Below are 21,679 nucleotides of genomic sequence, written 5' to 3'. Positions count from 1 at the left end.
CATCGAATCGGTCGTCATCGAAACCCGCTGAGCGCGAAGGCTCCCACCGGGAACCACGCGAAGGCTCCCGCGGGAACCAATCGCCCCGCTCATCCGTAAGGATGAGCGGGGCGGGCTTTTCTCACACGACCTAGGGGAGACCATGGACGACCAGGCTGCGGGCAGCCCGCAGGACGCCCACAGCGTCCCCATGTGCTACCGCCACCCGGACCGCGAGACCGGCATCCGCTGCACGCGCTGCGAGCGCCCGATCTGCCCCGAGTGCATGGTCAACGCCTCCGTCGGCTTCCAGTGCCCCGACTGCGTCCGCACCGGCTCCGGCACGGGCCACTCGCCCTCGGCCGCCCTGCCCCGGACGATCGCGGGCGGCTCCATCGCCGCCGATCCCCGGCTGCTGACCAAGATCCTCATCGGCATCAACCTCGCCGTGTTCATCGCCGTCCAGGCCCACGAGTCGCTGCTGAACGACATCGTCCTGCTCGGTGCCTGGCCGCCGGCGCCCTTCACACCCACCCAGGGCGTGGCGGGAGGCGAGTGGTACCGCATGGTGACGTCGATGTTCACGCACCAGGAGATCTGGCACATCGCGTTCAACATGCTCAGCCTCTGGTGGCTCGGAGGCCCGCTCGAGGCGGCACTCGGCCGCGCCCGCTATCTGGCGCTCTACTTCATCTCCGGCCTCGCGGGCAGCGCCCTGGCCTACCTGCTGGCGTCCCCGACCACGGCCACCCTGGGCGCCTCCGGCGCGATCTTCGGACTCTTCGGCGCGACAGCCGTCCTGATGCGCCGGCTCAACTACGACATGCGGCCGATCATCGCGCTGCTGGTGATTAACCTGATTTTCACCTTCAGCCCCGGCTTCAACATCTCCTGGCAGGCCCACATCGGGGGCCTGGTCGCCGGTGTCGTCGTCGGATACGCCATGGTCCACGCCCCCCGCGAGCGCCGCGCGATCGTGCAGTACGGCACCTGCGCCCTGGTCCTCGGCGTGGTCGTGCTCATGACCATTCTGAGGACGGCGCAGCTCGCCTGAGCAGGCGTTGTCCACAGCGGGTGTCGGATCTTGTGCATAGGGTGCGGGAACACATGTGCCCCCTGTCACCGACCTGCGTTTCCACAGGTCAGGCAGGGGGCGAACACATTATCGAGTACCGGTACTTCCGTCATACCGGCGTCAACGCCCAACGGGTTATCCACAGATCGTCTTCATTATCCCCATGTGGAAAACCGCTGTGGATAACTCAGCGAACACCCCTGGGCAGAGCTGCGTTCACCGTGCGGTGACCGCTACTTCCACTGGGTCGAGACACCGAATCCGGCGGCGATGAAGCCGAAGCCCACCACGATGTTCCAGTTGCCCAGCGAGTCGATGGGCAGGGATCCGTCGGTGACGTAGAAGACGACGATCCAGGCCAGGCCGATGAGGAACATGGCCAGCATGACGGGCGCGACCCAGGCACGGTTGCTGAGCTTGATGGCGGTCGTCTGCTTCGCAGGCGGCGGCGTGTAGTCGGCCTTCTTGCGGATACGTGACTTCGGCACGAGGGTCTCTCCTGTCGATGCGCTGCGTGGCCGCGCAGGTAACTGGGTCGGTCTCGGGGCAGCGTAAGGGGACTCCGATTGCTCCCCCGGGCGTCCGTTAGCGTAGTGCTTCCGCCGCGCCGAAGGAGATAAGGGTACGTTGAGCAATTCTGCCGACTCCCCCGGGACGGGATCCACCCCTGAGCGCGCGCGTCGTTTCCGGCCTGTGCGCATCCTCACGGCGGCCGTGTTCGCTCTCGCGGGGCTCATCTTCTTCACCAGCTTCAACACGGCCAAGGGCACCAACATCCGCACGGACACCTCTCTGCTGAAGCTTTCCGACCTCATCCACGAGCGCAGCCGTGAGAACGGTGAGCTGGACGAGACCAACGGCACCCTGCGCCAGGAGATAGAGGCCCTCGCCGAGCGCGACGACGGCAGCACCAAGGCGGAGGACGACAAGCTGTCGGCCCTGGAGAAGCGCGCGGGCACGCAGAAGCTCACGGGTGACTCGCTCTCGGTGACCCTCAACGACGCCCCGCCGGACGCCACCGCCAAGCTCCCGGGCTATCCCGAGCCCCAGCCCGATTACCTGGTCATCCACCAGCAGGACCTCCAGGCCGTGGTGAACGCGTTGTGGCAGGGCGGGGCCAAGGGCATCAAGGTCATGGACCAGCGGCTGATCTCCACCAGCGCGGTGCGCTGCGTGGGCAACACCCTGATCCTTCAGGGTCGCGTCTACTCGCCGCCGTACAAGATCACGGCGGTCGGTGATCCGGGCAAGCTGCAGAAGGCGCTCGCGGCCTCGCCGGCGATCCAGAACTACATGGTCTACGTCAATGTCTACGGGCTCGGGTGGAAAGTCGAGGAGAACGGCCCGGTGACTCTGCCCGGCTACTCGGGCACAGTGGATCTGCACTACGCGAAGCCCGTGGAGTAGCGGCCAGGCCGGGGGAGCTGCCGGTGCGCGTGATCGTCAGGACCGTCAGCGAACTCTGCATCACCGTGGGCAGCGTGATCGTGCTGTTCGTCGTCTACGTGCTCTTCTGGACCGGTGTGCGGGCCGACGGTGTCATGGACGACCAGATCGATCTGCTCCGGAAGGAGTGGTCGAAGCCCCGTCCACCGGCCGGAGGCCTTCCCGCGGGTCCCGCGAGACTCGCGCCGTACGCCGAGGGCAGGCCTTTCGCGATCATGTACATCCCGCGGTTCGGTTTCACGTGGAACAAGCCCGTGCTCGAAGGCACGGCCACCGGCACCCTGAAGAAGGGCCTGGGCCACTATGCCGAGACCGCGCAGCTCGGGCAGAAGGGGAACTTCGCGGTCGCCGGCCACCGCCGTACCTACGGGGACCCTTTCAAGGACTTCCCCGAGCTCAGGCGGGGCGACGCGGTGGTGCTGACGGACGGTACGACGTGGTTCACGTATCGGATCGACAAAGGCCCGTACAAAACAGTCCCGTCCGACATCGAGGTGATCGACCCTGTCCCACGTACTTCCGGGTACACGCGTTCGGGCCGGTACCTGACGCTGACCACGTGCGAACCGGAATGGGGACACAGTCATCGGCTGATCGTCTGGGCGCACCTGGACTCGACTCAGCCTGTGGAGGCCGGGAAACCAGAGGCGCTGCGCCGTTAGTCTGGTTGCTGTACGGCGTGGGTCTGGTGCCGTGGTACGACGGAAGGGACGGCATGTACGGCTGGATCTGGCGGCATCTGCCGGGAAACACGTGGGCGAAGGCAGTGATCTCACTCGTCCTGGTGGTGGCCGTGGTCTACGTCCTCTTCCAGTACGTCTTCCCGTGGGCGGAACCGCTGCTGCCCTTCAACGATGTGACGGTGGACAACCAGTGAGTGCGCGCATTCTCGTCGTCGACAATTACGACAGCTTTGTCTTCAACCTGGTCCAGTACCTGTACCAGCTGGGCGCCGAGTGCGAGGTTCTGCGCAACGACGAGGTGTCGACCGCGCATGCCCAGGACGGTTTCGACGGGGTCCTGCTCTCCCCGGGCCCCGGCACTCCGGAGCAGGCCGGCGTCTGCGTCGACATGGTCCGGCACTGTGCCGAGACGGGCGTCCCGGTCTTCGGAGTGTGCCTCGGCATGCAGTCGATGCAGGTGGCGTACGGCGGTGTGGTGGACCGCGCGCCCGAGCTGCTGCACGGCAAGACGTCGTTGGTCGAGCATGGCGGCGGCGGTGTCTTCGCGGGTCTGCCCTCCCCCTTCACGGCGACGCGTTACCACTCGCTGGCCGCCGAGCCGGCGACGGTTCCGGCCGAGCTGGAGGTCACGGCGCGCACGCACGACGGCATCGTGATGGGCCTCAGGCACCGTGAACTGCCGGTCGAAGGGGTGCAGTTCCACCCCGAGTCGGTGCTGACCGAGCACGGGCACCGGATGCTGGCGAACTGGCTGGTGGAGTGCGGCGACCAGGGTGCGGTGGCGAGGTCGGCCGGGCTCGCCCCGGTGGTGGGCAGGGCCACGGCGTGACCGCGCTGCGCCCCGAGCGCGAGTCCGACACCTCGTACGGGCAGCAGGCGTACGGGGTGTCGGGCGCGTTCGAGGACTGGTCGGGCGATGGGGGGTACGGGCCGTCCTCGCAGCAGGAGCCGTATCCGCCGGGGCCGGGAGCGCGGCCGCAGTCCGGTGTGCGGCATCCGGGGCAGTACGCGTCGTACGAGCCCGTCCCGGACGAGTCGTATCTGCCGCCCGTCGACGAGGAGACGGTGGCGCTGCGGATTCCGGATCCTCCGGCGGAGGACGGCAGTCCCACAGCGGGTTCTGCGGCTTTTTCAGGCGGTCGGCAGGGCGGGTCCGCCCCTGGTGGCCGCGCGGCCCGCAGGAAGGCCGCCAAACGCCGTCACGGGCGCCATGGGGGTGCGGCGGACACCCCGGCGGTCGCCCACGAGGGCAGCGGCTCGGGTTCCGGTAGCCGGGCGCGGGCGCCGCTGTCGCGGGTCGAGGCGCGGCGGCAGGCACGGGCGCGCAAGCCCGGTGCGGCGGTCGTCGCGAGCCGGGCCATCGGCGAGGTGTTCATCACCACCGGCGTGCTGATGCTGCTGTTCGTCACCTATCAGCTGTGGTGGACGAACGTCCGGGCGCATGCCCAGGCAGGCCAGGAGGCCAGCAGCCTGCAGGACGACTGGGCGAGCGGCAAGCGCAACCCGGGGGCCTTCGAACCGGGGCAGGGTTTCGCCATCCTGCACATTCCGAAGCTGGACGTGGTGGTGCCGATCGCCGAGGGCACCAGCAGCAAGGGTGTGCTCGACCGGGGGATGGTCGGCCACTACGCCGAGGGTGCGCTGAAGACGGCGATGCCCGGTGACAAGACCGGCAACTTCGGGCTCGCGGGCCACCGCAACACCCACGGAGAACCGTTCCGGTACATCAACAAGCTCGCTCCGGGCGATCCGATCGTCGTGGAGACGCAGGACGAGTACTTCGTCTACAAGATGGCGTCGATTCTTCCGGTGACGCCGCCGAGCAACACGAGCGTGCTGAATCCCGTGCCCACGGGGTCCGGATTCACCAAGCCCGGCCGTTACATCACGCTGACCACGTGCACGCCGGAGTTCACCAGCAAGTACCGGATGATCGTCTGGGGCAAGATGGTCGAGGAACGGCCGCGCAGCAAGGGCAAGCCGGATGCGCTCGTCAGTTAAGGGCAGATGACCAGTGGCAGCGACCACCGACACGGACCACGAGAAGCACACCGGCGGGGCGTCCCGGCCGCCTGCGGCACGCCGCAGGCCCGGCCCGATCGCCATGGCGGTCAGTTTCTTCGGGGAACTCCTCATCACGGCGGGCCTGATCCTGGGCCTGTTCGTCGTCTACTCGCTGTGGTGGACGAACGTGGTCGCCGACCGGGCGGCCGGCAAGCAGGCCGACAAGGTCCGTGACGACTGGGCCCACGGACGGGGCGGTCCCGGTGTGCTGGACACCAAGAACGGCATCGGTTTCCTGCACGTGCCGGCGATGCGGAACGGTGAGGTCCTGGTCGAGAAGGGCACGTCGAGCAAGATCCTCAACGATGGTGTCGCCGGCTACTACACCGATCCCGTGAAGGCGACCCTGCCGATGTCGGGCAAGGAGGGCAACTTCTCCCTCGCCGCCCACCGTGACGGCCACGGCGCCAAGTTCCACAACATCGACAAGATCGAGAAGGGCGATCCGATCGTCTTCGAGACGAAGGACAAGTGGTACGTCTACAAGGTCTTCGACATCCTCCCGGAGACCTCGAAGTTCAACGTCAAGGTCCTCTCCCAGGTCCCGAAGGAGTCCGGCAGGAAGAAGCCGGGCCACTACATCACGCTGACGACCTGCACGCCGGTGTACACGAGCACGTACCGGTATGTGGTGTGGGGGGAGCTGGAGCGGGTGGAGAAGGTGGACGCGGACCGGACACCGCCGAAGAAGCTGGGCTGATCGCGCTCCTTGCGGGAGGCCGGCCGCTAGCATGACGGAGGCCCGAAGCCGCAACCAACTCTTGCGGCTTCGGGCCTTTGTCGCGGTCGGGCCGTCACCCCAGGACGGTCAGGGCCGCCCCGGCGCTCCATTCCTCCACCAGCCCGCGATGTACGGCGGTGACGCCGCTCTCGGCTGCGATGTTGAGGGCGTCGCGGGTGAAGGGGCAGGTCGCTACAAACAGGGCCACCTCGGAGTCGTGCAGGACCTTGGCCGCCCCGAGGAACTTCTGGATCTCGGGGCTGGTGATGGAGAGGTGGGGCGCGAACCTTTTGCACTGGACGACGATGCGCCGCCCGTCGGCTGTGAGTCCGGTGATGTCGATGCCCCGGTCCCTTCCGCCGCCTTGCACGACGACGTTGGTGCAGCCGTCGCGGCGCAGCAGCTCGGCGATGTGTTCTTCGAACTCGCGCCCGTTCATGGCGTCCATGGCGGCCATGACTCCGGCGAGGGGGCGGCCCTCCCGGGGGGCTTCCAGCCGCTGCAGCCGGCTGTGGTGCTGCCGGAGCCGCTTCTCGATGCGCTGGACGCCTGCCCGGAGGGCGGTGAGCTCCCGTCGGTGCTCGCCCGAGGTTTCGATCAGGGCGTTGAACAGGGGGACGACGGTCCTCCCCAGGATGTGGGTGATGCGCTGGTCGATGTGGGCGTCGAGGGAGGCGGTGTCGGGCGGGGCAGGGTTTTCCACAGGCTGTGTGCGCGCCAGATACTCCATGTCGAGGAGGTACACACGCACCTGACGTGCGACGTCGCTGTCTCGAAGCAGCATGGCGATGTTGAGGACGGCGCGCCGGGGGAAGAGGGCGAGGGAGCGGGTGCGTGACTGGATTCCACTGAGGTTCTTGAAGGACCTCAGTTCTTCGCCGGTCAGCAGCCGGTAGCCGCTGGCGTCCAGTTCGGTCCGGTGGTCTTTGACGAGTGACTTGATGGCTTCGAGACCGACGTCGAAGTACGAGGCCACCATCGCGGTCGTCACATGCATCCCGTCAGGCAGCAGCGACAGTGCTTTGACCCTGTCGAGCACGTCCGTGCGGTCGAGCACGCTGCCGCGCAGGGTCTGCGATTCCAGCAAGGCCGTTTCGTTGATCACGTTTTGTCCTTCGGCTCGGATGGCCGGAGCGGGTTCTGATTCCCCACCCCACTCGGCGAACGAGTCAGGACATATGAAGACACGATCGATAGGCGCACGCTTTTTCGGGGGGAGCCCTAGGCCGTGAAAGGCAGAGCCCCCGGCCACTGTGGGGCCGGGGGCTCTGTGGTGTGACGGTGTGGTGGGCGAGGTCAGTCGTCCTCGTTGCTGCCGTTGAGGCCGCCGAAGATGCCGCCGTTTCCGCCGCCGCCGTTGTTGTTGCCGCCGTTGTTCCCGAAGCCGACCGTCTGGAGGGTGATCGTCGTCCCTGCCGGGTCGTCGACCTCCTGGTCGGGACCGGGGTTCTGGGCGGCGACGAGGGCGTTGTCGCTCTGGTCGCTGCCGTTCGCGAACTGGATGTTGGTGAAGCCCTGCTGCGCGAGGATCTGCTTGGCCTGGCCGACCGTCTGACCGACGACCTGCGGGACCTTGACCTTCTGCTGCTGCTTCTTCTTGCCGATCTGGATGTTGACCGATGAGTTCGGGTCGACCGACGTGCCTGCCTGGGGCGTGGTCGCGATGACCTTGCCGACCTGGTTGTCGTCGTCGGTCTCCACCTCGGTGCAGTTGCCGACCAAGTTGCTGGCTTGCATCTGCTGCTTGGCGGCGTTGCAGTCCCGGCCGAGGACGTCCGGGACGGTGGACTTCTGCGCCTCCTTGGCGACGGTCAGGGTGATCGTGGAGCCCTTCTCCAGCTCCGTGTCGACGCCGGGGTCCTGCTTGGTGACCACGCCGGGGGTGCGGTCGGACTCCTCGGTCTTCTGGTCGACGACGAAGCCCTTCTCCTCTAGCTGGGCCTTGGCCTTGTCGTAGGTCAGGCCCGTGACGTCCGGCACAGCCACCTTCGGTGCGCCCGTGGAGACCACCAGCGAGATGGTGTCGCCCTTGTTGACCTTCACCCCGGCCTTCGGGTCCTGGGAGCAGACGTTGCCCTTGGCCTGGTTGTCGCAGGGCTTGTTGGAGAAGGTCACTTCGACGTCGGAGTTCTCGGCCTGCTTCTTGGCGCTCTCCTTCGTCTCGCCGACGAAGTTGGGTGCCGCGAGCGTGTCGTTGCTCACGCCGTCGCCGCTGACCGCCCACCGGCCGATCAGGATCGCCCCGACCAGGACCAGGATGCCCGCCACGACCAGCAGGATCGTGGAGGTGTTGGACTTGCGCTGCTGCCCGCGGCGCCGGTCGGGGCGTTCGTCGTAGCCGTAGCCGCCGTCGTCCGGGTTCATGGGGGGCAGCATGGACGTGGCGCCCGCGCCGGAGTCCGCGCGCAGGGCCGTCGTCGGCTGGTCGTCGGGGTAGCCGCCGTAGCCCACCGCGCCCATCGCGGCCGTGGCGGCGACCGGCTGGCCGTCGAGGCAGGCCTCGATGTCGGCGCGCATCTCGTCGGCCGACTGGTAGCGGTAGTCCGGGTCCTTGACGAGCGCCTTCAGCACGATCGCGTCCATCTCGGGCGTGATCTCGGGGTCGAAGACGCTCGGGGACTGCGGCTCCTCGCGGACGTGCTGGTAGGCCACGGCCACCGGGGAGTCGCCGACGAAGGGCGGGCGGACGGTCAGCAGTTCGTAGAGGAGACAGCCGGTGGAGTACAGGTCGGAGCGGGCGTCGACCTGTTCGCCCTTGGCCTGCTCCGGGGAGAGGTACTGGGCGGTGCCGATGACCGCGGAGGTCTGCGTCATCGTCATGCCGGAGTCGCCCATGGCCCGGGCGATGCCGAAGTCCATGACCTTGACCTGGCCGTTGCGCGTCAGCATGACGTTGGCCGGCTTGATGTCGCGGTGGACGATGCCGGCGCGGTGGGAGTACTCCAGGGCCTGGAGGATGCCGATGGTCATCTCCATGGCCCGCTCCGGCAGCAGCTTGCGGCCGGAGTGCAGCAGTTCACGCAGGGTCGAGCCGTCCACGTACTCCATGACGATGTACGGGATCGACACGTTGTCGATGTAGTCCTCGCCCGTGTCGTAGACCGCGACGATCGCGGGATGGTTGAGCGAGGCGGCCGACTGGGCCTCCCGGCGGAACCGGGCCTGGAAGGAAGGGTCACGCGCGAGATCCGCGCGCAGCGTCTTCACCGCCACGGTGCGGCCGAGGCGGGTGTCATGCGCGAGGTAGACCTCCGCCATGCCACCACGCCCGAGCACCTGGCCCAGTTCGTACCGGCCGCCGAGGCGACGCGGCTCTTCCATAGCTACCTACCAGCCCTCTCCGTCGGTCCCGACCGGCATGCTTGTACGGTCGGAGGCTGCCGTCCGGGCCTACCGTACCCGGCTCGCTTTGTGTGACCTGGCCAAGCCCGTCAGCCGATACAGGACCGGTATCGCAACGTGCACCGATGTGAAGCAGGCGTGATCGGGGTCACTTCTTGCTGTCGATGACCGCCTCCATCACGTTCCTCGCGATCGGTGCCGCGAGGCCGCCGCCGGAGATGTCGTCACGGACGGCGTTGTCGTCCTCGACGACGACCGCCACGGCGACCGGCGAGCTGTCGTCGTCGCCCTTGGCGTAGGAGATGAACCAGGCGTAGGGGTTCTCGCTGTTGTCGACGCCGTGCTGGGCGGTGCCGGTCTTGCCGCCCACCTTGACGCCGTCGATCTTGGCGTTCGAGCCGGTGCCCTTGTCGACGACCGTCTCCATCATCGACTGGAGGATCTGGGCGTTCTCCGGCGACAGCGGCTGGCTCAGCTCTTCCGGGTCGGTCTTCTCGATCGGGTCGAGGCCGGGGGACTGGAGCGAGTCGACCATGTACGGCTTCATCAGCTTGCCGTCGTTGGCGACGGCGGAGGCGACCATGGCCATCTGCAGGGGCGTGGCGGCGGTGTTGAACTGGCCGATCGAGGACAGCGCGGTCTGAGAGGGGTTCATCTTGTCGGAGAAGACCGAGGCGTTGGCGCGGACCGGCGTGAACTGCTCCTCGTCGAAGCCGAACTTCTTGGCCATGTCCAGCATCTTGTCGTTGCCGAGGTCGGAGCCGATCTTGCCGAAGACGGTGTTGCAGGAGTACTGGAGGGCCACCCGCAGCGTCGCGTTCTTGCAGGGGATGTTGCCCTCGTTGGGCAGCTTGGTGGTGGTGCCCTTCATGATCCAGGGGTCCGGCGAGTCCGTCTTGGCGTCGGCGGAGTCGTACAGCCCGTCCTCCAGGGCCGCGGCCGCGGTGACGACCTTGAAGGTGGAGCCGGGCGGGTAGGTCTCGCGCAGCGCCCGGTTGAGCATCGGGTCGTCCGGGTTGTTCTTCTTCTGCAGCTTCTGCCAGGCCTTGGTGTCCGTCGTCGTGGAGTTTCCGGCGAAGGACGACGGGTCGTAGGACGGGTAGGAGGCCAGGGCCAGGATCTTGCCCGTGGACGGCTCGAGGGCGACGACGGAGCCCTTGCCGCCCTGCTTCTTCAGGCCGTTGTACGCGGCCTTCTGAGCGGCGGCGTTCAGGGTGGTGACGACGTTGCCGCCCTGCTGCTTCTCACCCGTGAGCATGTCGAGGGTGTTGCGGAAGAACAGCCGGTCGTCGTTGCCGGTGAGGATGCCGTCCTCGATGGACTCCAGCTGCGTGGCGCCGAAGGCCTGCGAGGCGTAGCCGGTGACCGGCGCCCACATGGCGCCGTCCTTGTAGGTGCGCTTGAACTTGAAGTCGCTGTCCGACGACTCGGCGGATCCGGTGATCGGCTCCCCGCCGACGATGATGTTGCCGCGGGGCGAGGCGTAGCGCTCGATGGTGACGCGACGGTTCTTTTTGTCGCTGCGGAGCTCGTCGGCCTGGACGTACTGGATCCAGTTGTCGCGGATCAGCAGTGCCAGAACGAGCAGGCCGCAGAAGATCGCGATCCGGCGCAGGGGCTTGTTCATGACGGGCGGACCACCTGGGTCATCTCGGCGTCGGGGTTGGCGGCGGGAGCGGGGGCCGGGCGGCGGGCGGTGTCGCTGATGCGCAGCAGGATGCCGATCAGGGCCCAGTTGGCGATCACGGAGGAACCGCCGTACGCCACGAACGGCAGGGTCATACCGGTCAGCGGGATGAGGCCCATCACACCGCCGGCCACGACGAAGACCTGGAGGGCGAAGGCGCCGGACAGGCCGACGGCCAGCAGCTTGCCGAACGGGTCGCGGGCCGCGAGGGCGGTGCGCACACCCCGCTCGATGATCAGGCCGTACAGGAGCAGGATCGCCATGACGCCGGCCAGCCCGAGTTCCTCGCCGAAGGTGGCGAGGATGAAGTCGGAGTTGGCGGCGAAGCCGATGAGGTCGGAGTTGCCCTGTCCGAGGCCGGTGCCGAGGGTGCCGCCGGAGCCGAAGGCCCACAGGGCCTGCATGGCCTGCTCGGAGTGGACGATGCCGTCCTGGACGCCTGAACGGGAGAGGTCGAACTCGCGCATCGGGTTGAGCCAGGCCTGCACTCGCGTCTGGATGTGCGGCTCGAAGCTCGCCACACCGACGGCGCCGACCGCGGACATCAGCAGACCGAAGACGATCCAGCTGGTCCGCTCGGTGGCGACGTACAGCATGATGACGAACATCCCGAAGAACAGCAGGGACGTACCGAGGTCGGTCTCGAAGACCAGGATGAGGATCGAGATGACCCAGACGACGAGGATCGGGCCGAGGTCGCGGCCGCGCGGCAGATACAGGCCCATGAAGCGGCGGCTGGCCAGGGCCAGGGCGTCTCTCTTGACCATGAGGTAGCCGGCGAAGAAGACCGCGAGGGCGATCTTCGCGAACTCGCCGGGCTGCAGCGTGCCGAGGCCGGGGATCTTGATCCAGATCTTGGCGCCGTAGATGTTCGCGCCGAGCCCGGGCACGAGCGGCAGGATCAGCAGGAACAGCGCGCCGGCCATGGAGATGTAGGTGTAGCGCTGCAGGACGCGGTGGTCCTTGAGGAAGATCAGCACGACCGCCAGCAGGGCGACACCCATCGCGGAGTACAGCAGCTGACGCGGTGCGGCCTCGGCGTAGTTGCTGAGTCGCTTGGACTGGTCCAGCCGCCAGATGACCACCAGTCCGAGCCCGTTCAGCAGGGTCGCCAACGGCAGCATCAGTGGGTCGGCGTACGGCGCGAACTTCCGTACGACGAGGTGGCCGACGCCCGCGAGCAGGCCGAGCCCGAGGCCGTAGCTCAACAGCCCCGGTGGCACCGAGTCGTTGAGTGCGAGGCCGACGTTGGCGTAGGCGAACACCGGGATGACGACGGCGAACACCAGCAGCGCGAGCTCGGTGTTGCGCCGGCTCGGCGCGCCGATGGCGCCGATCGTGGACGTGTGGTGCGTCGGCGAGTGCGACGTATTCGTACCGCTCATCGTGTGACAGGGCCTCTCACGGCTACTGCTTACCGCACAGCGAGACGACCTTCTGCTCTTCCTCAGAGAGGCTGGGGCCGGGGCTGGGGGTGGGTGCGGTCGTGGTCGGGGGCGTGGACTTCTCCGGGGCCGACGGTGAACCCGACGGGCTGGACGGGTTCGGCGTCGGTGTGGCCTTGGACGTGAAGGAGGCGGGAGTGGTTCCCGTGGTGCCCCCGGCCTCGCCTTCGCCGGTCTTGGAGTTGTTCTGGCTCTCGGCTTCGCGCCGCTGCGCCTCCTTCTTGCACGCGGAGGCCTGCACCGACAGTTCCTGGATCTTCGCCTGGGCGTTCTTGAGCCCGCCCTCGGGGATGGTCGCCTCGACCTGCTTCTGCTGGTAGGGCGGCAGGTACTTGAGTTCGATCTCGGGGTGGTCCTTCTCGATGTCCGAGAGCGAGACCCAGGCCAGGTCCTGGCTGATGCCCCGGTACAGCGCGACGTGCTCGTCCTCGGCGCCGACGTAGTACTGCGTCTGCGTCCAGCGGTATCCGCCGTAAAGTCCGCCGCCGACGAGGGCCAGCGCGAGGACGCCGTAGAGGGATCTCTTCAGCCAGCGGCCCTTCTTGCGGGGCTTGGTGAAGTCGTCGTCGTCGTAGTCGAAGCCGGCCGCCGGGATGTAGCCGGTGGTGTCGCCGGAGCCGGGCGGGCCGAACTCGCCGCCTCCGCCGCCGCGGCCGTGGCGGCCGAGCCCGGAGGCGCGGCCCGCGGGGGTCTGCATGATGCCGTTGTCGTGCAGCTGGTGCTGGTTCTCGGCGACGGCGCCGACCACGACGGGGGTGTCGGACAGCTGCCCCGCGAGGGTGTCGCCGGTGTCGAGGTCGAGGACGTCGGCGATGATGACGGTGATGTTGTCCGGGCCGCCGCCGCGCAGCGCCAGCTCGATCAGGTTCTGGACGGTCTCCTGGGGGCCCTGGTAGCTGGCGAGGGTGTCCTCGAGGGTCTGGTGGGAGACCACGCCGGACAGGCCGTCGGAGCAGATCAGGTAGCGGTCGCCGGCGCGGACCTCGCGGATGGACAGGTCCGGCTCGACGTGGTCGCCGGATCCGAGGGCGCGCATCAGCAGCGAGCGCTGCGGGTGCGTGGTCGCCTCCTCCTCGGTGATGCGGCCCTCGTCGACCAGGCGCTGCACCCAGGTGTGGTCCTGGGTGATCTGGGTGAGGACGCCGTCGCGGAGCAGGTAGGCGCGCGAGTCGCCGACGTGGACCAGGCCGAGGCGCTGGCCCGTCCACAGCAGGGCGGTCAGGGTGGTGCCCATGCCCTCCAGCTGGGGGTCGTCCTCGACCATCGAGCGCAGCTGGTCGTTGGCGCGCTGCACCGCCGTGCCGAGGGAGGTGAGGATGTCGGAGCCGGGGACGTCGTCGTCGAGGGCGACGATGGTGGAGATGGCCTCGGAGGAGGCGACCTCACCGGCCGCCGCGCCGCCCATGCCGTCGGCGATGGCTAGCAGGCGCGGGCCGGCGTATCCGGAGTCCTCGTTACCCTCCCGGATCATGCCCTTGTGCGATCCGGCCGCGAAGCGCAGTGACAGACTCATGCGCACCTCGCCCGTCGGCTCCGGGTACAGCCGGTCGTGTCGAGCCACACTGCCCACCCTCCGGTCGGGAGCGCGCGGGGGGCCGGGGTGGGGCCCGCCACTGCGTGCTCGCTCCGCTCGCGCCTATCCATGATGTAGCACTACTTCCGCAGCTCGATGACGGTCTTGCCGATGCGGATCGGCGCGCCCAGCGCAATCGGTGTGGGAGTCGTCAGCCGGGACCGGTCCAGGTACGTGCCGTTGGTGGAGCCGAGGTCCTCGACGATCCACTGGCCGTCGCGGTCCGGGTAGATCCTGGCATGGCGGCTGGAGGCGTAGTCGTCGTCCAGCACGATCGTCGAGTCGTGCGCCCGGCCCAGGGTGATGGTCTGGCCCTGGAGCGCGACCGTGGTGCCGGTGAGGGTGCCCTCGGTCACCACCAGCTTGGTGGGGGCGTTGCGGCCGCGCCGGCCGCCGGCGGGCTGCTGGCGCTGGGGCGGTGGTGCCTGGCGGGCGGCGGCCTGCTGCTGCTGGCGGCCCGCCTCGCGGCGCGAACCGCGCTGGGTGACACGCGTACCGAAAAGGTCGCTGCGGATGACCTGCACGGCCACGATCACGAACAGCCACAGTACGGCCAGGAAACCCAGCCGCATGACCGTGAGGGTCAGCTCTGACATTGCCCCCGCTTCACCCTTCGGCTTGCCGGTAAATGATGGTGGTGCTGCCCACGACGATCCGCGAGCCGTCGCGGAGCGTAGCGCGGGTGGTGTGCTGCCCGTCCACCACGATGCCGTTGGTGGATCCGAGATCCTGGATCGTCGAGGGCGTTCCGGTCCGGATCTCGCAGTGCCGGCGGGAGACGCCGGGGTCGTCGATCCGCACGTCGGCGTCGGTGCTGCGGCCCAGTACGAGTGTGGCGCGGGAGATCTGGTGGCGGGTGCCGTTGATCTCGATCCAGTGGCGGGTGCGTCCGCCGGCGGCCGGGGCGGCCGGGGAGCGCTGGCCGCTCGCGGCGGGCGGGTAGCCGTAACCGCCGGGGCGGCCGCCGGGCGGCGGCGCGGCCGGCATGGGCGGGGCGCCGGCGGGTGAGGCGGCCGGCGGGTAGCCGTAGCCGCCGGGGCGTGCGCCCTGCGGGGCGGCGGGTGCGGCGGTGCCGCCTCCGGGGCCGCCCTGCTGGCTGCTGGAGGAGGCGAGCGTACGGCTGCGCACCCGGTACAGGCCGGTGTCGAGGTCGTCCGCCTTCTCCAGGTGCACCTTGATCGGGCCCATGAAGGTGTAGCGCTGCTGTTTGGCGTAGTCGCGCACCATGCCGGCGAGCTCGTCGCCGAGCTGGCCGGAGTAGGGGCTGAGCCGCTCGAAGTCGGGCGTGCTCAGTTCGACGATGAAGTCGTTGGGTACGACCGTCCGGTCGCGGTTCCAGATCGTGGCGTTGTTGTCGCACTCACGCTGGAGCGCTCCGGCGATCTCCACGGGCTGGACCTCGGACTTGAACACCTTGGCGAAGGTGCCGTTGACCAGACCTTCGAGACGCTGCTCGAACTTCTTCAGGACTCCCATGAGGCACCTCCTCCGTAGCTGCCGTCCTGTGTACTGCCCTGCGGGCCGCTTGGCTGGTACTGCTTACTGATCGTATCCACGCGCCGCTCGATCGGCTGGTTCCCCCTGTCAGCACCGCCGACGGGTGTCGACGCATGACGAAGTTCCCTGTGGAGCTCCTCTTCGAACTCCTCCGGTGTTACTGCTGCGCGTATCCGCCTCCGGTATGCCTGACAAGGATCGTAGAGGCGGCTGAAGACCAGTGTCCCGCACCTGACTGTGGACCCCGACCCCTCCTGCGGAGACGGCGGGTACCGGTACGAGGTTGATACGTGAACCGGTACGCGTTGATACGTGGCAGGGGCATCGATGGTTCGGCAGGGGGTCTGCCTGCGGGGATAAGGGATGTGAACCCACCCCTTCCAGCGTGCTAATGTTCTGGGTGTCGGAAGGCGCCCGCCCCAAGGGGCAGACGCCCAGGACACACCCAATGCGCGGGTGGCGGAATAGGCAGACGCGCTGGATTCAGGTTCCAGTGCCCGCAAGGGCGTGGGGGTTCAACTCCCCCCTCGCGCACCGTTGAGAACGGGCGGCATCGATCAGATGCCGCCCGTTCTTCGTGTATGCGGATGTGACGGTTGTCTCGGACCGCTCCGGGTTCCGGCCGTGTGAGGAAGCTCTCAGGCCTGGTCGGTGCGGCCGTCCCCCAGTGTCCGACCCGGGGCGAAGCGTTCCCGCACGACCGGGTCGTCGAGGAGGCGGGCCGGGTAGCCGGGGCCGGTGCGGGCGCTCATGTCCCGCTGGTGCAGGGGCTCGCCGCAGGCGGAGCAGACGACCCGGGCCTCGGTGTCGTGGGAGCACGGCTGGTGGTGCAGGACCACCGGGGCGCCCTCGTCGCCGGCCAGCCAGCGGTCGCCCCAGGCGTTGATCGCGGCGAGGACGCCGAAGAAGTCGCGGCCCTTGTCCGTCGGCAGATACTCGTGGCGTACCGGGTCCCTCTGATAGACGTGCCGCCGCAGCAGGCCCTCGGCCTCCAGGCGCCGCAGCCGGTCGGTGAGGGTGTTGCGGGCGATGCCCAGGGTGCCGATGAAGCCGTCGAAGCGGGATTCGCCGTAGAAGACCTCGCGCAGCACCAGGAGGGTCCAGGCGTCGCCCAGGATGTCCGCGGTGCGGGCGATCGAGCAGGGCCAGGTGCTGAACGAGGTCCGTCTCATGGGTTCACTGTAGAGGCCGTCCCCTTTTTGGTCTCATGATGAGATCGACCCTTGCGGCCCGGGGGGGGCGGGCTATGCGCGCAGCCCCGCCAGGTCCGCCGGGCGGCGGCGCAGGGCGAGGGCGGCGGGGACCGTCGCGCAGACCACGGCCAGCAGGGCGCAGGCGGTCGCCGTCATGCCGAGAGCCTGCCACGGGAGGGTGACGGTGGGCCGCACCGACAGCACGCCGAGGGCGCCCCACATGCCCGCCAGGTTGACGCCCGTGACCAGCACGCCGAGGAGCGCACCTGCCGCGGTGGCCGTCAGGGCCTCGGCCGCGGTCAGCCGCAGCACCTGCCGGCGGGTGGCTCCGGTCAGCCGCAGCACGGCCAGGTCGCGGACCCGGTCGGAGGCCGCCATGACCGTGGTGTTGGCCACGGAGATGCCCGTGTAGAGCAGAGCGATGCCGAGGACCAGGAAGACGCCGAGACGGGTGTTGCGGTTGGTCTCCGGCTGAGTGGCGTGGATCCACGCGTCCCGGGTGAGGACCCGGCCGCCTGCCGTACCGGCCGCCTCGCGCAGGGCGGCGGCCACGGTGGCGGGGGCGGCGCCGTCCTCGAGCGCCACGTCCACGCGGTCGACCGTGGCGCCCGGGGCGTTGCGCGGGGTGACGTAGGCGCCGTTGCCGCCCGTGCCGGTGGGCATCACCGCGGCGATGCGGAGGGTGCGGGGTGTTCCGTCGCCGAGCCATACCCGGACGCGGTCGCCCACCCGGTGCCGTTGCCACTCCTCGTTGACGATGATCGAGCCGTCGTCGAGGTCGCTGGTCCTGCCCGCGCTGAGCGGCAGGCGACTGGTGGCCGCCAGGTCGGCGGGGATCGCGGCGCGGGCCTCGGAGCGGACCAGGGCCACGCCCTCCTCCAGGACCTGGACGGCCGTCGTCGACGTCGGTGAGATCCGCGCGCCCGGTACGGCACGCAGCCTGCTCACGGTGGCGGCGTCGAAGCCCTGCCCGGCGGGCGGGGTGACGACGAAGGCGGCGGTGGTGCGCTCGCTCGTCTCGGTGGACTTCGCGTGGTTCAGGGTCGCGGTGGCGCCGAGGAGTGAACCGGCGAGAGCGACCGTGACGAGGACGGGGGCCGCGAGGGCGGCGGTGCGGCGTACTCCGGTGGCCGTGTTCTCGCGGACCAGCATGCCCAAGGCCGAGGGGAGGCAGGTCAGCAGGCGGGTCAGGGGCCGCAGCACCAGGGGCGCGAGCAGGGCGGCCGCGGTGATCAGCAGCATGGGGCGGATGATGTACGTCTTGCGGTGGATCAGGTCGGACGGGTCGCCGGTGAGGGACAGGACCAGGGTGACAGCGGCCGTGAGCAGGAGGGCCGCGCCGCAGAGCAGGCGTCCCCGGGTCAGCGGGCCGCTGTCCGCCGCGGCCTCGCGCAGGGCCTCGGTGGGGGCGGTGCGGCCGGCCCGCCAGGAGGCCGCGGTGGCTCCGCCCAGGGCGACGAGCAGGCCCGTCCAGAAGGCCGCGTGGTAGGGCCAGGTGTGCTCGCCGATGGTGAACCAGGCCGGGGCGAGGCCCTCTTCGACCACCCGGGCCGCCAGCAGCGGTGCCCCGTGGGAGCCCAGCGCGCAGCCGGCGGCCGAGGCGAGGGTGCCGACGGCGAGGGCTTCGGCGAGGACGGACCGGCGCAGCTGGGCCGGACTGGCCCCGGCGGTGCGCAGCAGGGCGAACTCCCTGCGGCGCTGGGCGACCGCGAAGGCGAAGGTCGACGCCACGACGAAGACGGACACAAAGGCGGTGACGCCGCCGGCGGTGCCGAACAGGGCGTTCATCGCGGTGAGCGCCTCACGGTCCCGGCCGGGTTCGGCGTCGGCGAGGCGGCGTGCCGTGCCGGTGAGCACCTGGGCGCTGTCGCCCACCGCGGCGCGTACGGACGCCGGGTCGGCTTTCACGACCAACTGCGCGGTCGACGGGAGCAGTTGTGCGGCGCGGGTGTCGGTGAAGAACACGGCGTTCTCGAAGCCGCGCGGGGTCAGCGTGCCGACGACGCGTACGGTGCCCGCGTCGGTGTGGATGCGTTGGCCCGGGCGTGCCCAGGCGCCGGTGACGGCGATCTCGCCGGATGTGCGGGGTGCCCGGCCGGTGGCGAGGTCGTACGGGGCGAACGCGGCGGTGGACCAGGGGTGGCCCACCAGGTCGGCGGGACCGCCCTGGGCCCGTACGGGAAACGAGCGGTCCTCGACGACCGGGCCCAGCGTCCGCAACCGCGCGACGGTCGCGGCCGGTACGGGGCGCGGGTGTGCGAGCCGGGACTCCCGGATGCCGATCGGGGTCGGTACGCGCAGGGTGTCCTGCCCCTTGACGACGACCGGTGCGGCGGCGAAGCGTTCGGGGCCGCGCTCCGGGGCGGTGGCCGTCGAGGCCAGGGCCAGGCCCATCACGGTGAGCAGTGCCACGCCCAGCGAGAGGGCGACGAAACTGCCGGTGAAGGTGGCCCAGCGGGCGCGCAGGGTGCGCAGGGTGACGCTCAGCACGGCACGGCCTCCAGGCGGGTCATGCGGGTGGCGATGGTGTCGGCGTGGGCGCCGGTCAGCTCCCCGCTCACCCGGCCGTCGACGAGGAAGACCACACGGTCGGCGTAGGCGGCGGCCACCGGGTCGTGCGTGACCATGACGACCGTCTGGCCCTCGCGGTCGACCATGCCGCGCAGCATTTCGAGCACTTCGCGTCCGGTCCGGGTGTCCAGGGCGCCGGTCGGTTCGTCGCCGAACAGCACGTCGGGCCGGGTGATCAAGGCGCGGGCCAGGGCGACCCGTTGCTGCTGGCCGCCGGAGAGCTGGGTCGGCCGGTGCCGGGCCCGGTCGGCGAGACCGACCTGTCCGAGCGCCTGGCGCACCCGGGCCGTGGGGACGCGGCGGCCGGCCAGGCGCAGCGGCAGGGCCACGTTCTGTTCGGCGGTCAGCGAGGGCAGCAGGTTGAACGCCTGGAAGACGAACCCGACGCGCTCGCGCCGCAGGAGGGTCAGCCGCCGTTCGCTGAGCCCGGTCAGTTCGGTGCCGCCCACGGTGACCGACCCGGAGGTGGGCCGATCCAGCCCTGCCGCGCACTGGAGCAGCGTGGACTTGCCGGAGCCGGAGGGGCCCATGACGGCGGTGAAGGTCCCGGCGGGAAACGACAGGGAGACCCCGTCGAGTGCGGTCAGGGATCCGTATCTCCTGGTGACCGAGTCCAGCCGGACGGCGTCGTGTGTCATGGGTTCCCCCTGGTGTCGGTGTCGATCTCCACGAAACCGTGCGGGGGCGGGCCGGCGCAGTGCGGCAGGGCCTAGACCTGGGGTAGGGCCAGGCATACCCCCGGGCCTCCGCCTGATCCCATGGCCGCGGCCCGGGGCGGCTTCTACGGTGATCCCCATGCACCCTCGTAACGTGTGGCAGGCCATGTCCCGCCCCGGTTATCCGCTGTCGGCGTGGCCGTGGCGGTCGGTCGCCTACCTGTTCACCGGCGCGCTCACCGGTGTGGTGGTGCTGGTGGGGATCGTGCTCTCGGCGGTGGTCGGCGGGGTGCTCGCGCTCGCGCTGGTGGGACTGCCGTTGCTGCTCGGGACGGCCCTGGCGGGCATTCCGGTGGCGGCCCTCGAGCGGTACCGGCTGCGGCTGGTCGACGCGGAGCCGGCTCCCGACCCGCACGAGGCGCCCCGGGAGCCGGGGCTGCGGGCCTGGCTGTCGACGCGGTTGCGGGAGCGGGCCACCTGGCGGGAGCTGGGCCACGCCCTGCTGTTCGCGGGGCTGTTGTGGCCGGTCGACGCGCTCGCGTTCGCCGTGTTCCTGCTGGGGCCGCTCACCGTGGTGGCCACTCCGTTGCTCCTGGCCGTCTTCGACGAGGCGAAGGTCCTCAAGGTGTGGCTGGTCACCACCTGGCCGGCCGCCGTCGGGTTCGCCGTCCTCGGACTGGTCCTGCTCGCCGTGGGCGCCTGGCTGCTGGGCGTGGTGGCCGGGGCCCGGGCCGGGCTGACCCGGCTGCTGATCGCGCCGCGGGAGGCCGACCTGGGGGCCCGCGTCGTCGAACTGGCCCGCTCCCGGGTGCGGTTGGTGGACGCATTCGAGGCGGAGCGGCGGCGCATCGAGCGCGATCTGCACGACGGGGCGCAGCAGCGGCTCGTCGCCCTGACGATGACGCTCGGGCTGGCACGCCTCGACGCCCCGCCCGGTCCGCTCGCCGACCAGCTCGCCAAGGCACACCAGGAGGCGGGCACGGCCCTCGCGGAGCTGCGTGAACTCATCCACGGCATCCACCCCAAGGTCCTCGCCGACTACGGGCTCGAAGCGGCGGTCGCCGACGCGGCCGACCGTTCGGCCGTGCCCGTGGACGTCGACCTGGAGCTGCCCGGACGGCTCTCCCCGGCGGTCGAGGCCGCCGCCTACTTCGTGGTGTGCGAGGCGCTCGCCAACGTGGGCAGGCACAGCGGGGCCGACCGGGCGGAGGTCAGCGGGGAGCACCGCGACGGGCGGCTGCTGCTGCGGATACGCGACGACGGGCGCGGTGGGGCGCGGGCCGGTGCGGGCAGCGGGCTGACCGGGCTCGCCGACCGGGTGTCGGTGCTCGATGGCAGACTCTCCCTGTCCAGTCCGCCCGGCGGACCGACCCTGCTGCGTGTGGAGATCCCCTGTGACCCTGCGAGTTGAGCGGCCGCTGCGCGTCGTCCTGGCGGAGGACAGCGTGCTGCTGCGGGACGGGCTCGTCGGACTGCTGGAGCGCTGCGGTCACCAGGTCGTCGCGGCCGTGGGGGACGCCGAGGCGCTGGTCGCGGCCGTCGGGGAGCACGACCCGGACGTGGTCGTGACGGACGTGCGGATGCCGCCCGGATTCCAGGACGAGGGCCTGCACGCGGCCGTACGCCTGCGCCAGGAGCGCTCCACGCTGCCCGTGCTGGTCCTCAGCCAGTACGTGCAGCGCCGGTACGCCGCCGAGCTGCTGGATTCCGGCGACGGCACGGGCGTCGGCTATCTGCTCAAGGACCG

20 protein-coding genes and 1 tRNA gene are annotated in these 21,679 nt (G+C 69.8%); 10 read left to right on the top strand and 11 right to left on the bottom strand.

Annotated features, from left to right (window positions below):
* The first annotated feature begins 142 nt into the window (after positions 1–142).
* Positions 143–1,033 carry a rhomboid family intramembrane serine protease gene (locus ABT116_RS25015; RefSeq protein ID WP_351637775.1) on the top strand — a complete coding sequence of 297 codons (891 nt, stop codon included), beginning with the start codon at positions 143–145 and terminating at the stop codon, positions 1,031–1,033.
* A gap of 254 nt (positions 1,034–1,287) precedes the next feature.
* On the opposite strand, the gene crgA is transcribed toward ABT116_RS25015, so the two are convergent.
* Entirely contained in the window at positions 1,288–1,542 is a 255-nt protein-coding gene (gene crgA, locus ABT116_RS25010; protein WP_030846986.1) for a cell division protein CrgA, read from the bottom strand.
* 139 nt (positions 1,543–1,681) lie between these two features.
* On the opposite strand from crgA, the gene ABT116_RS25005 reads away from it, so the two are divergent.
* The 6 genes from ABT116_RS25005 to ABT116_RS24980 are packed head-to-tail and all read left to right on the top strand — an operon-like array spanning position 1,682 to position 5,947.
* Positions 1,682–2,461, top strand: a complete 780-nt coding sequence (locus tag ABT116_RS25005) for a DUF881 domain-containing protein (protein ID WP_351637773.1) — start codon at positions 1,682–1,684, stop codon at positions 2,459–2,461.
* 23 nt (positions 2,462–2,484) lie between these two features.
* Positions 2,485–3,162: a class E sortase gene (locus ABT116_RS25000; RefSeq protein WP_351637771.1), complete on the top strand. Its 678-nt coding sequence runs from the start codon at positions 2,485–2,487 to the stop codon at positions 3,160–3,162.
* A 17-nt stretch (positions 3,163–3,179) separates the two neighbouring features.
* Entirely contained in the window at positions 3,180–3,377 is a 198-nt protein-coding gene (locus ABT116_RS24995; RefSeq protein ID WP_037668147.1) for a hypothetical protein, read from the top strand.
* Positions 3,374–4,012, top strand: coding sequence for an aminodeoxychorismate/anthranilate synthase component II (locus tag ABT116_RS24990; RefSeq protein ID WP_351637769.1), 639 nt, complete (start codon positions 3,374–3,376; stop codon positions 4,010–4,012). The genes ABT116_RS24995 and ABT116_RS24990 overlap by 4 nt, the downstream gene beginning before the upstream one ends.
* The gene (locus ABT116_RS24985; RefSeq protein ID WP_351637767.1) at positions 4,009–5,184 is read left to right on the top strand and encodes a class E sortase; all 1,176 of its coding nucleotides are present in this window, start codon (positions 4,009–4,011) and stop codon (positions 5,182–5,184) included. Before ABT116_RS24990 ends, ABT116_RS24985 begins: the two co-directional genes overlap by 4 nt.
* A 13-nt stretch (positions 5,185–5,197) precedes the next feature.
* The gene (locus tag ABT116_RS24980; RefSeq protein ID WP_351637765.1) at positions 5,198–5,947 is read left to right on the top strand and encodes a class E sortase; all 750 of its coding nucleotides are present in this window, start codon (positions 5,198–5,200) and stop codon (positions 5,945–5,947) included.
* Between the two features lie 94 nt (positions 5,948–6,041).
* Here the strand turns inward: ABT116_RS24980 and ABT116_RS24975 are convergent, their stop codons facing one another.
* The 7 genes from ABT116_RS24975 to ABT116_RS24945 all read right to left on the bottom strand — a co-directional run bounded on the left by ABT116_RS24975 (position 6,042) and on the right by ABT116_RS24945 (position 15,491).
* Positions 6,042–7,073 (bottom strand): restriction endonuclease, encoded by a 1,032-nt coding sequence (locus tag ABT116_RS24975; protein WP_351637763.1) that lies wholly within the window; start codon positions 7,071–7,073, stop codon positions 6,042–6,044.
* A 191-nt stretch (positions 7,074–7,264) separates the two neighbouring features.
* Positions 7,265–9,289 carry a Stk1 family PASTA domain-containing Ser/Thr kinase gene (gene pknB / locus ABT116_RS24970; RefSeq protein ID WP_351637761.1) on the bottom strand — a complete coding sequence of 675 codons (2,025 nt, stop codon included), beginning with the start codon at positions 9,287–9,289 and terminating at the stop codon, positions 7,265–7,267.
* Positions 9,290–9,458: 169 nt separating this feature from the next.
* Positions 9,459–10,937, bottom strand: coding sequence for a peptidoglycan D,D-transpeptidase FtsI family protein (locus ABT116_RS24965; RefSeq protein ID WP_351637759.1), 1,479 nt, complete (start codon positions 10,935–10,937; stop codon positions 9,459–9,461).
* Entirely contained in the window at positions 10,934–12,382 is a 1,449-nt protein-coding gene (locus ABT116_RS24960) for an FtsW/RodA/SpoVE family cell cycle protein (protein ID WP_351637757.1), read from the bottom strand. The genes ABT116_RS24965 and ABT116_RS24960 overlap by 4 nt, the downstream gene beginning before the upstream one ends.
* 22 nt (positions 12,383–12,404) lie before the next feature.
* Positions 12,405–13,955, bottom strand: coding sequence for a Stp1/IreP family PP2C-type Ser/Thr phosphatase (locus ABT116_RS24955; protein WP_351637779.1), 1,551 nt, complete (start codon positions 13,953–13,955; stop codon positions 12,405–12,407).
* Positions 13,956–14,095: 140 nt separating this feature from the next.
* Entirely contained in the window at positions 14,096–14,611 is a 516-nt protein-coding gene (locus ABT116_RS24950; RefSeq protein ID WP_107456460.1) for an FHA domain-containing protein FhaB/FipA, read from the bottom strand.
* A 10-nt stretch (positions 14,612–14,621) separates the two neighbouring features.
* Positions 14,622–15,491 (bottom strand): FHA domain-containing protein, encoded by an 870-nt coding sequence (locus ABT116_RS24945; protein WP_351637754.1) that lies wholly within the window; start codon positions 15,489–15,491, stop codon positions 14,622–14,624.
* A gap of 471 nt (positions 15,492–15,962) precedes the next feature.
* Here ABT116_RS24945 and ABT116_RS24940 point away from each other — a divergent pair.
* Positions 15,963–16,046, top strand: a tRNA-Leu gene (locus tag ABT116_RS24940).
* A gap of 104 nt (positions 16,047–16,150) precedes the next feature.
* On the opposite strand, the gene ABT116_RS24935 is transcribed toward ABT116_RS24940, so the two are convergent.
* The 3 genes from ABT116_RS24935 to ABT116_RS24925 all read right to left on the bottom strand — a co-directional run bounded on the left by ABT116_RS24935 (position 16,151) and on the right by ABT116_RS24925 (position 19,914).
* On the bottom strand, positions 16,151–16,684 hold the full coding sequence (locus tag ABT116_RS24935) for a winged helix-turn-helix transcriptional regulator (protein ID WP_351637752.1): 534 nt from the start codon (positions 16,682–16,684) through the stop codon (positions 16,151–16,153).
* 72 nt (positions 16,685–16,756) lie between these two features.
* Positions 16,757–19,195 (bottom strand): FtsX-like permease family protein, encoded by a 2,439-nt coding sequence (locus ABT116_RS24930; protein ID WP_351637750.1) that lies wholly within the window; start codon positions 19,193–19,195, stop codon positions 16,757–16,759.
* The gene (locus tag ABT116_RS24925; protein WP_351637748.1) at positions 19,189–19,914 is read right to left on the bottom strand and encodes an ABC transporter ATP-binding protein; all 726 of its coding nucleotides are present in this window, start codon (positions 19,912–19,914) and stop codon (positions 19,189–19,191) included. Before ABT116_RS24925 ends, ABT116_RS24930 begins: the two co-directional genes overlap by 7 nt.
* A gap of 157 nt (positions 19,915–20,071) precedes the next feature.
* Here ABT116_RS24925 and ABT116_RS24920 point away from each other — a divergent pair, with 157 nt between their 5' ends.
* Both ABT116_RS24920 and ABT116_RS24915 read left to right on the top strand, forming a co-directional pair.
* Positions 20,072–21,343: a sensor histidine kinase gene (locus ABT116_RS24920; protein WP_502983934.1), complete on the top strand. Its 1,272-nt coding sequence runs from the start codon at positions 20,072–20,074 to the stop codon at positions 21,341–21,343.
* On the top strand, positions 21,333–21,679 hold a 347-nt coding region (locus tag ABT116_RS24915), incomplete at its 3' end, for a response regulator (protein WP_351637777.1). The genes ABT116_RS24920 and ABT116_RS24915, both read left to right, overlap by 11 nt.

Origin of the sequence: Streptomyces sp. NPDC002130 (assembly GCF_040296465.1) — a bacterium.
Taxonomy (GTDB): domain Bacteria; phylum Actinomycetota; class Actinomycetes; order Streptomycetales; family Streptomycetaceae; genus Streptomyces.
The sequence above is the reverse complement of the archived record's forward strand: the minus strand, read 5'-3'. Positions and strand labels throughout refer to the sequence as shown.

Coding starts and splice junctions, on each gene's coding strand:
- ABT116_RS24920 (WP_502983934.1), top strand. CDS start 20,072: ATGCACCCTCGTAACGTGTGGCAGGCCATGTCCCGCCCCGGTTATCCG.
- ABT116_RS24965 (WP_351637759.1), bottom strand. CDS start 10,937: ATGAACAAGCCCCTGCGCCGGATCGCGATCTTCTGCGGCCTGCTCGTT.
- ABT116_RS24925 (WP_351637748.1), bottom strand. CDS start 19,914: ATGACACACGACGCCGTCCGGCTGGACTCGGTCACCAGGAGATACGGA.
- ABT116_RS24955 (WP_351637779.1), bottom strand. CDS start 13,955: ATGAGTCTGTCACTGCGCTTCGCGGCCGGATCGCACAAGGGCATGATC.
- ABT116_RS24960 (WP_351637757.1), bottom strand. CDS start 12,382: ATGAGCGGTACGAATACGTCGCACTCGCCGACGCACCACACGTCCACG.
- ABT116_RS24945 (WP_351637754.1), bottom strand. CDS start 15,491: ATGGGAGTCCTGAAGAAGTTCGAGCAGCGTCTCGAAGGTCTGGTCAAC.
- ABT116_RS25015 (WP_351637775.1), top strand. CDS start 143: ATGGACGACCAGGCTGCGGGCAGCCCGCAGGACGCCCACAGCGTCCCC.
- ABT116_RS24935 (WP_351637752.1), bottom strand. CDS start 16,684: ATGAGACGGACCTCGTTCAGCACCTGGCCCTGCTCGATCGCCCGCACC.
- pknB (WP_351637761.1), bottom strand. CDS start 9,289: ATGGAAGAGCCGCGTCGCCTCGGCGGCCGGTACGAACTGGGCCAGGTG.
- ABT116_RS24950 (WP_107456460.1), bottom strand. CDS start 14,611: ATGTCAGAGCTGACCCTCACGGTCATGCGGCTGGGTTTCCTGGCCGTA.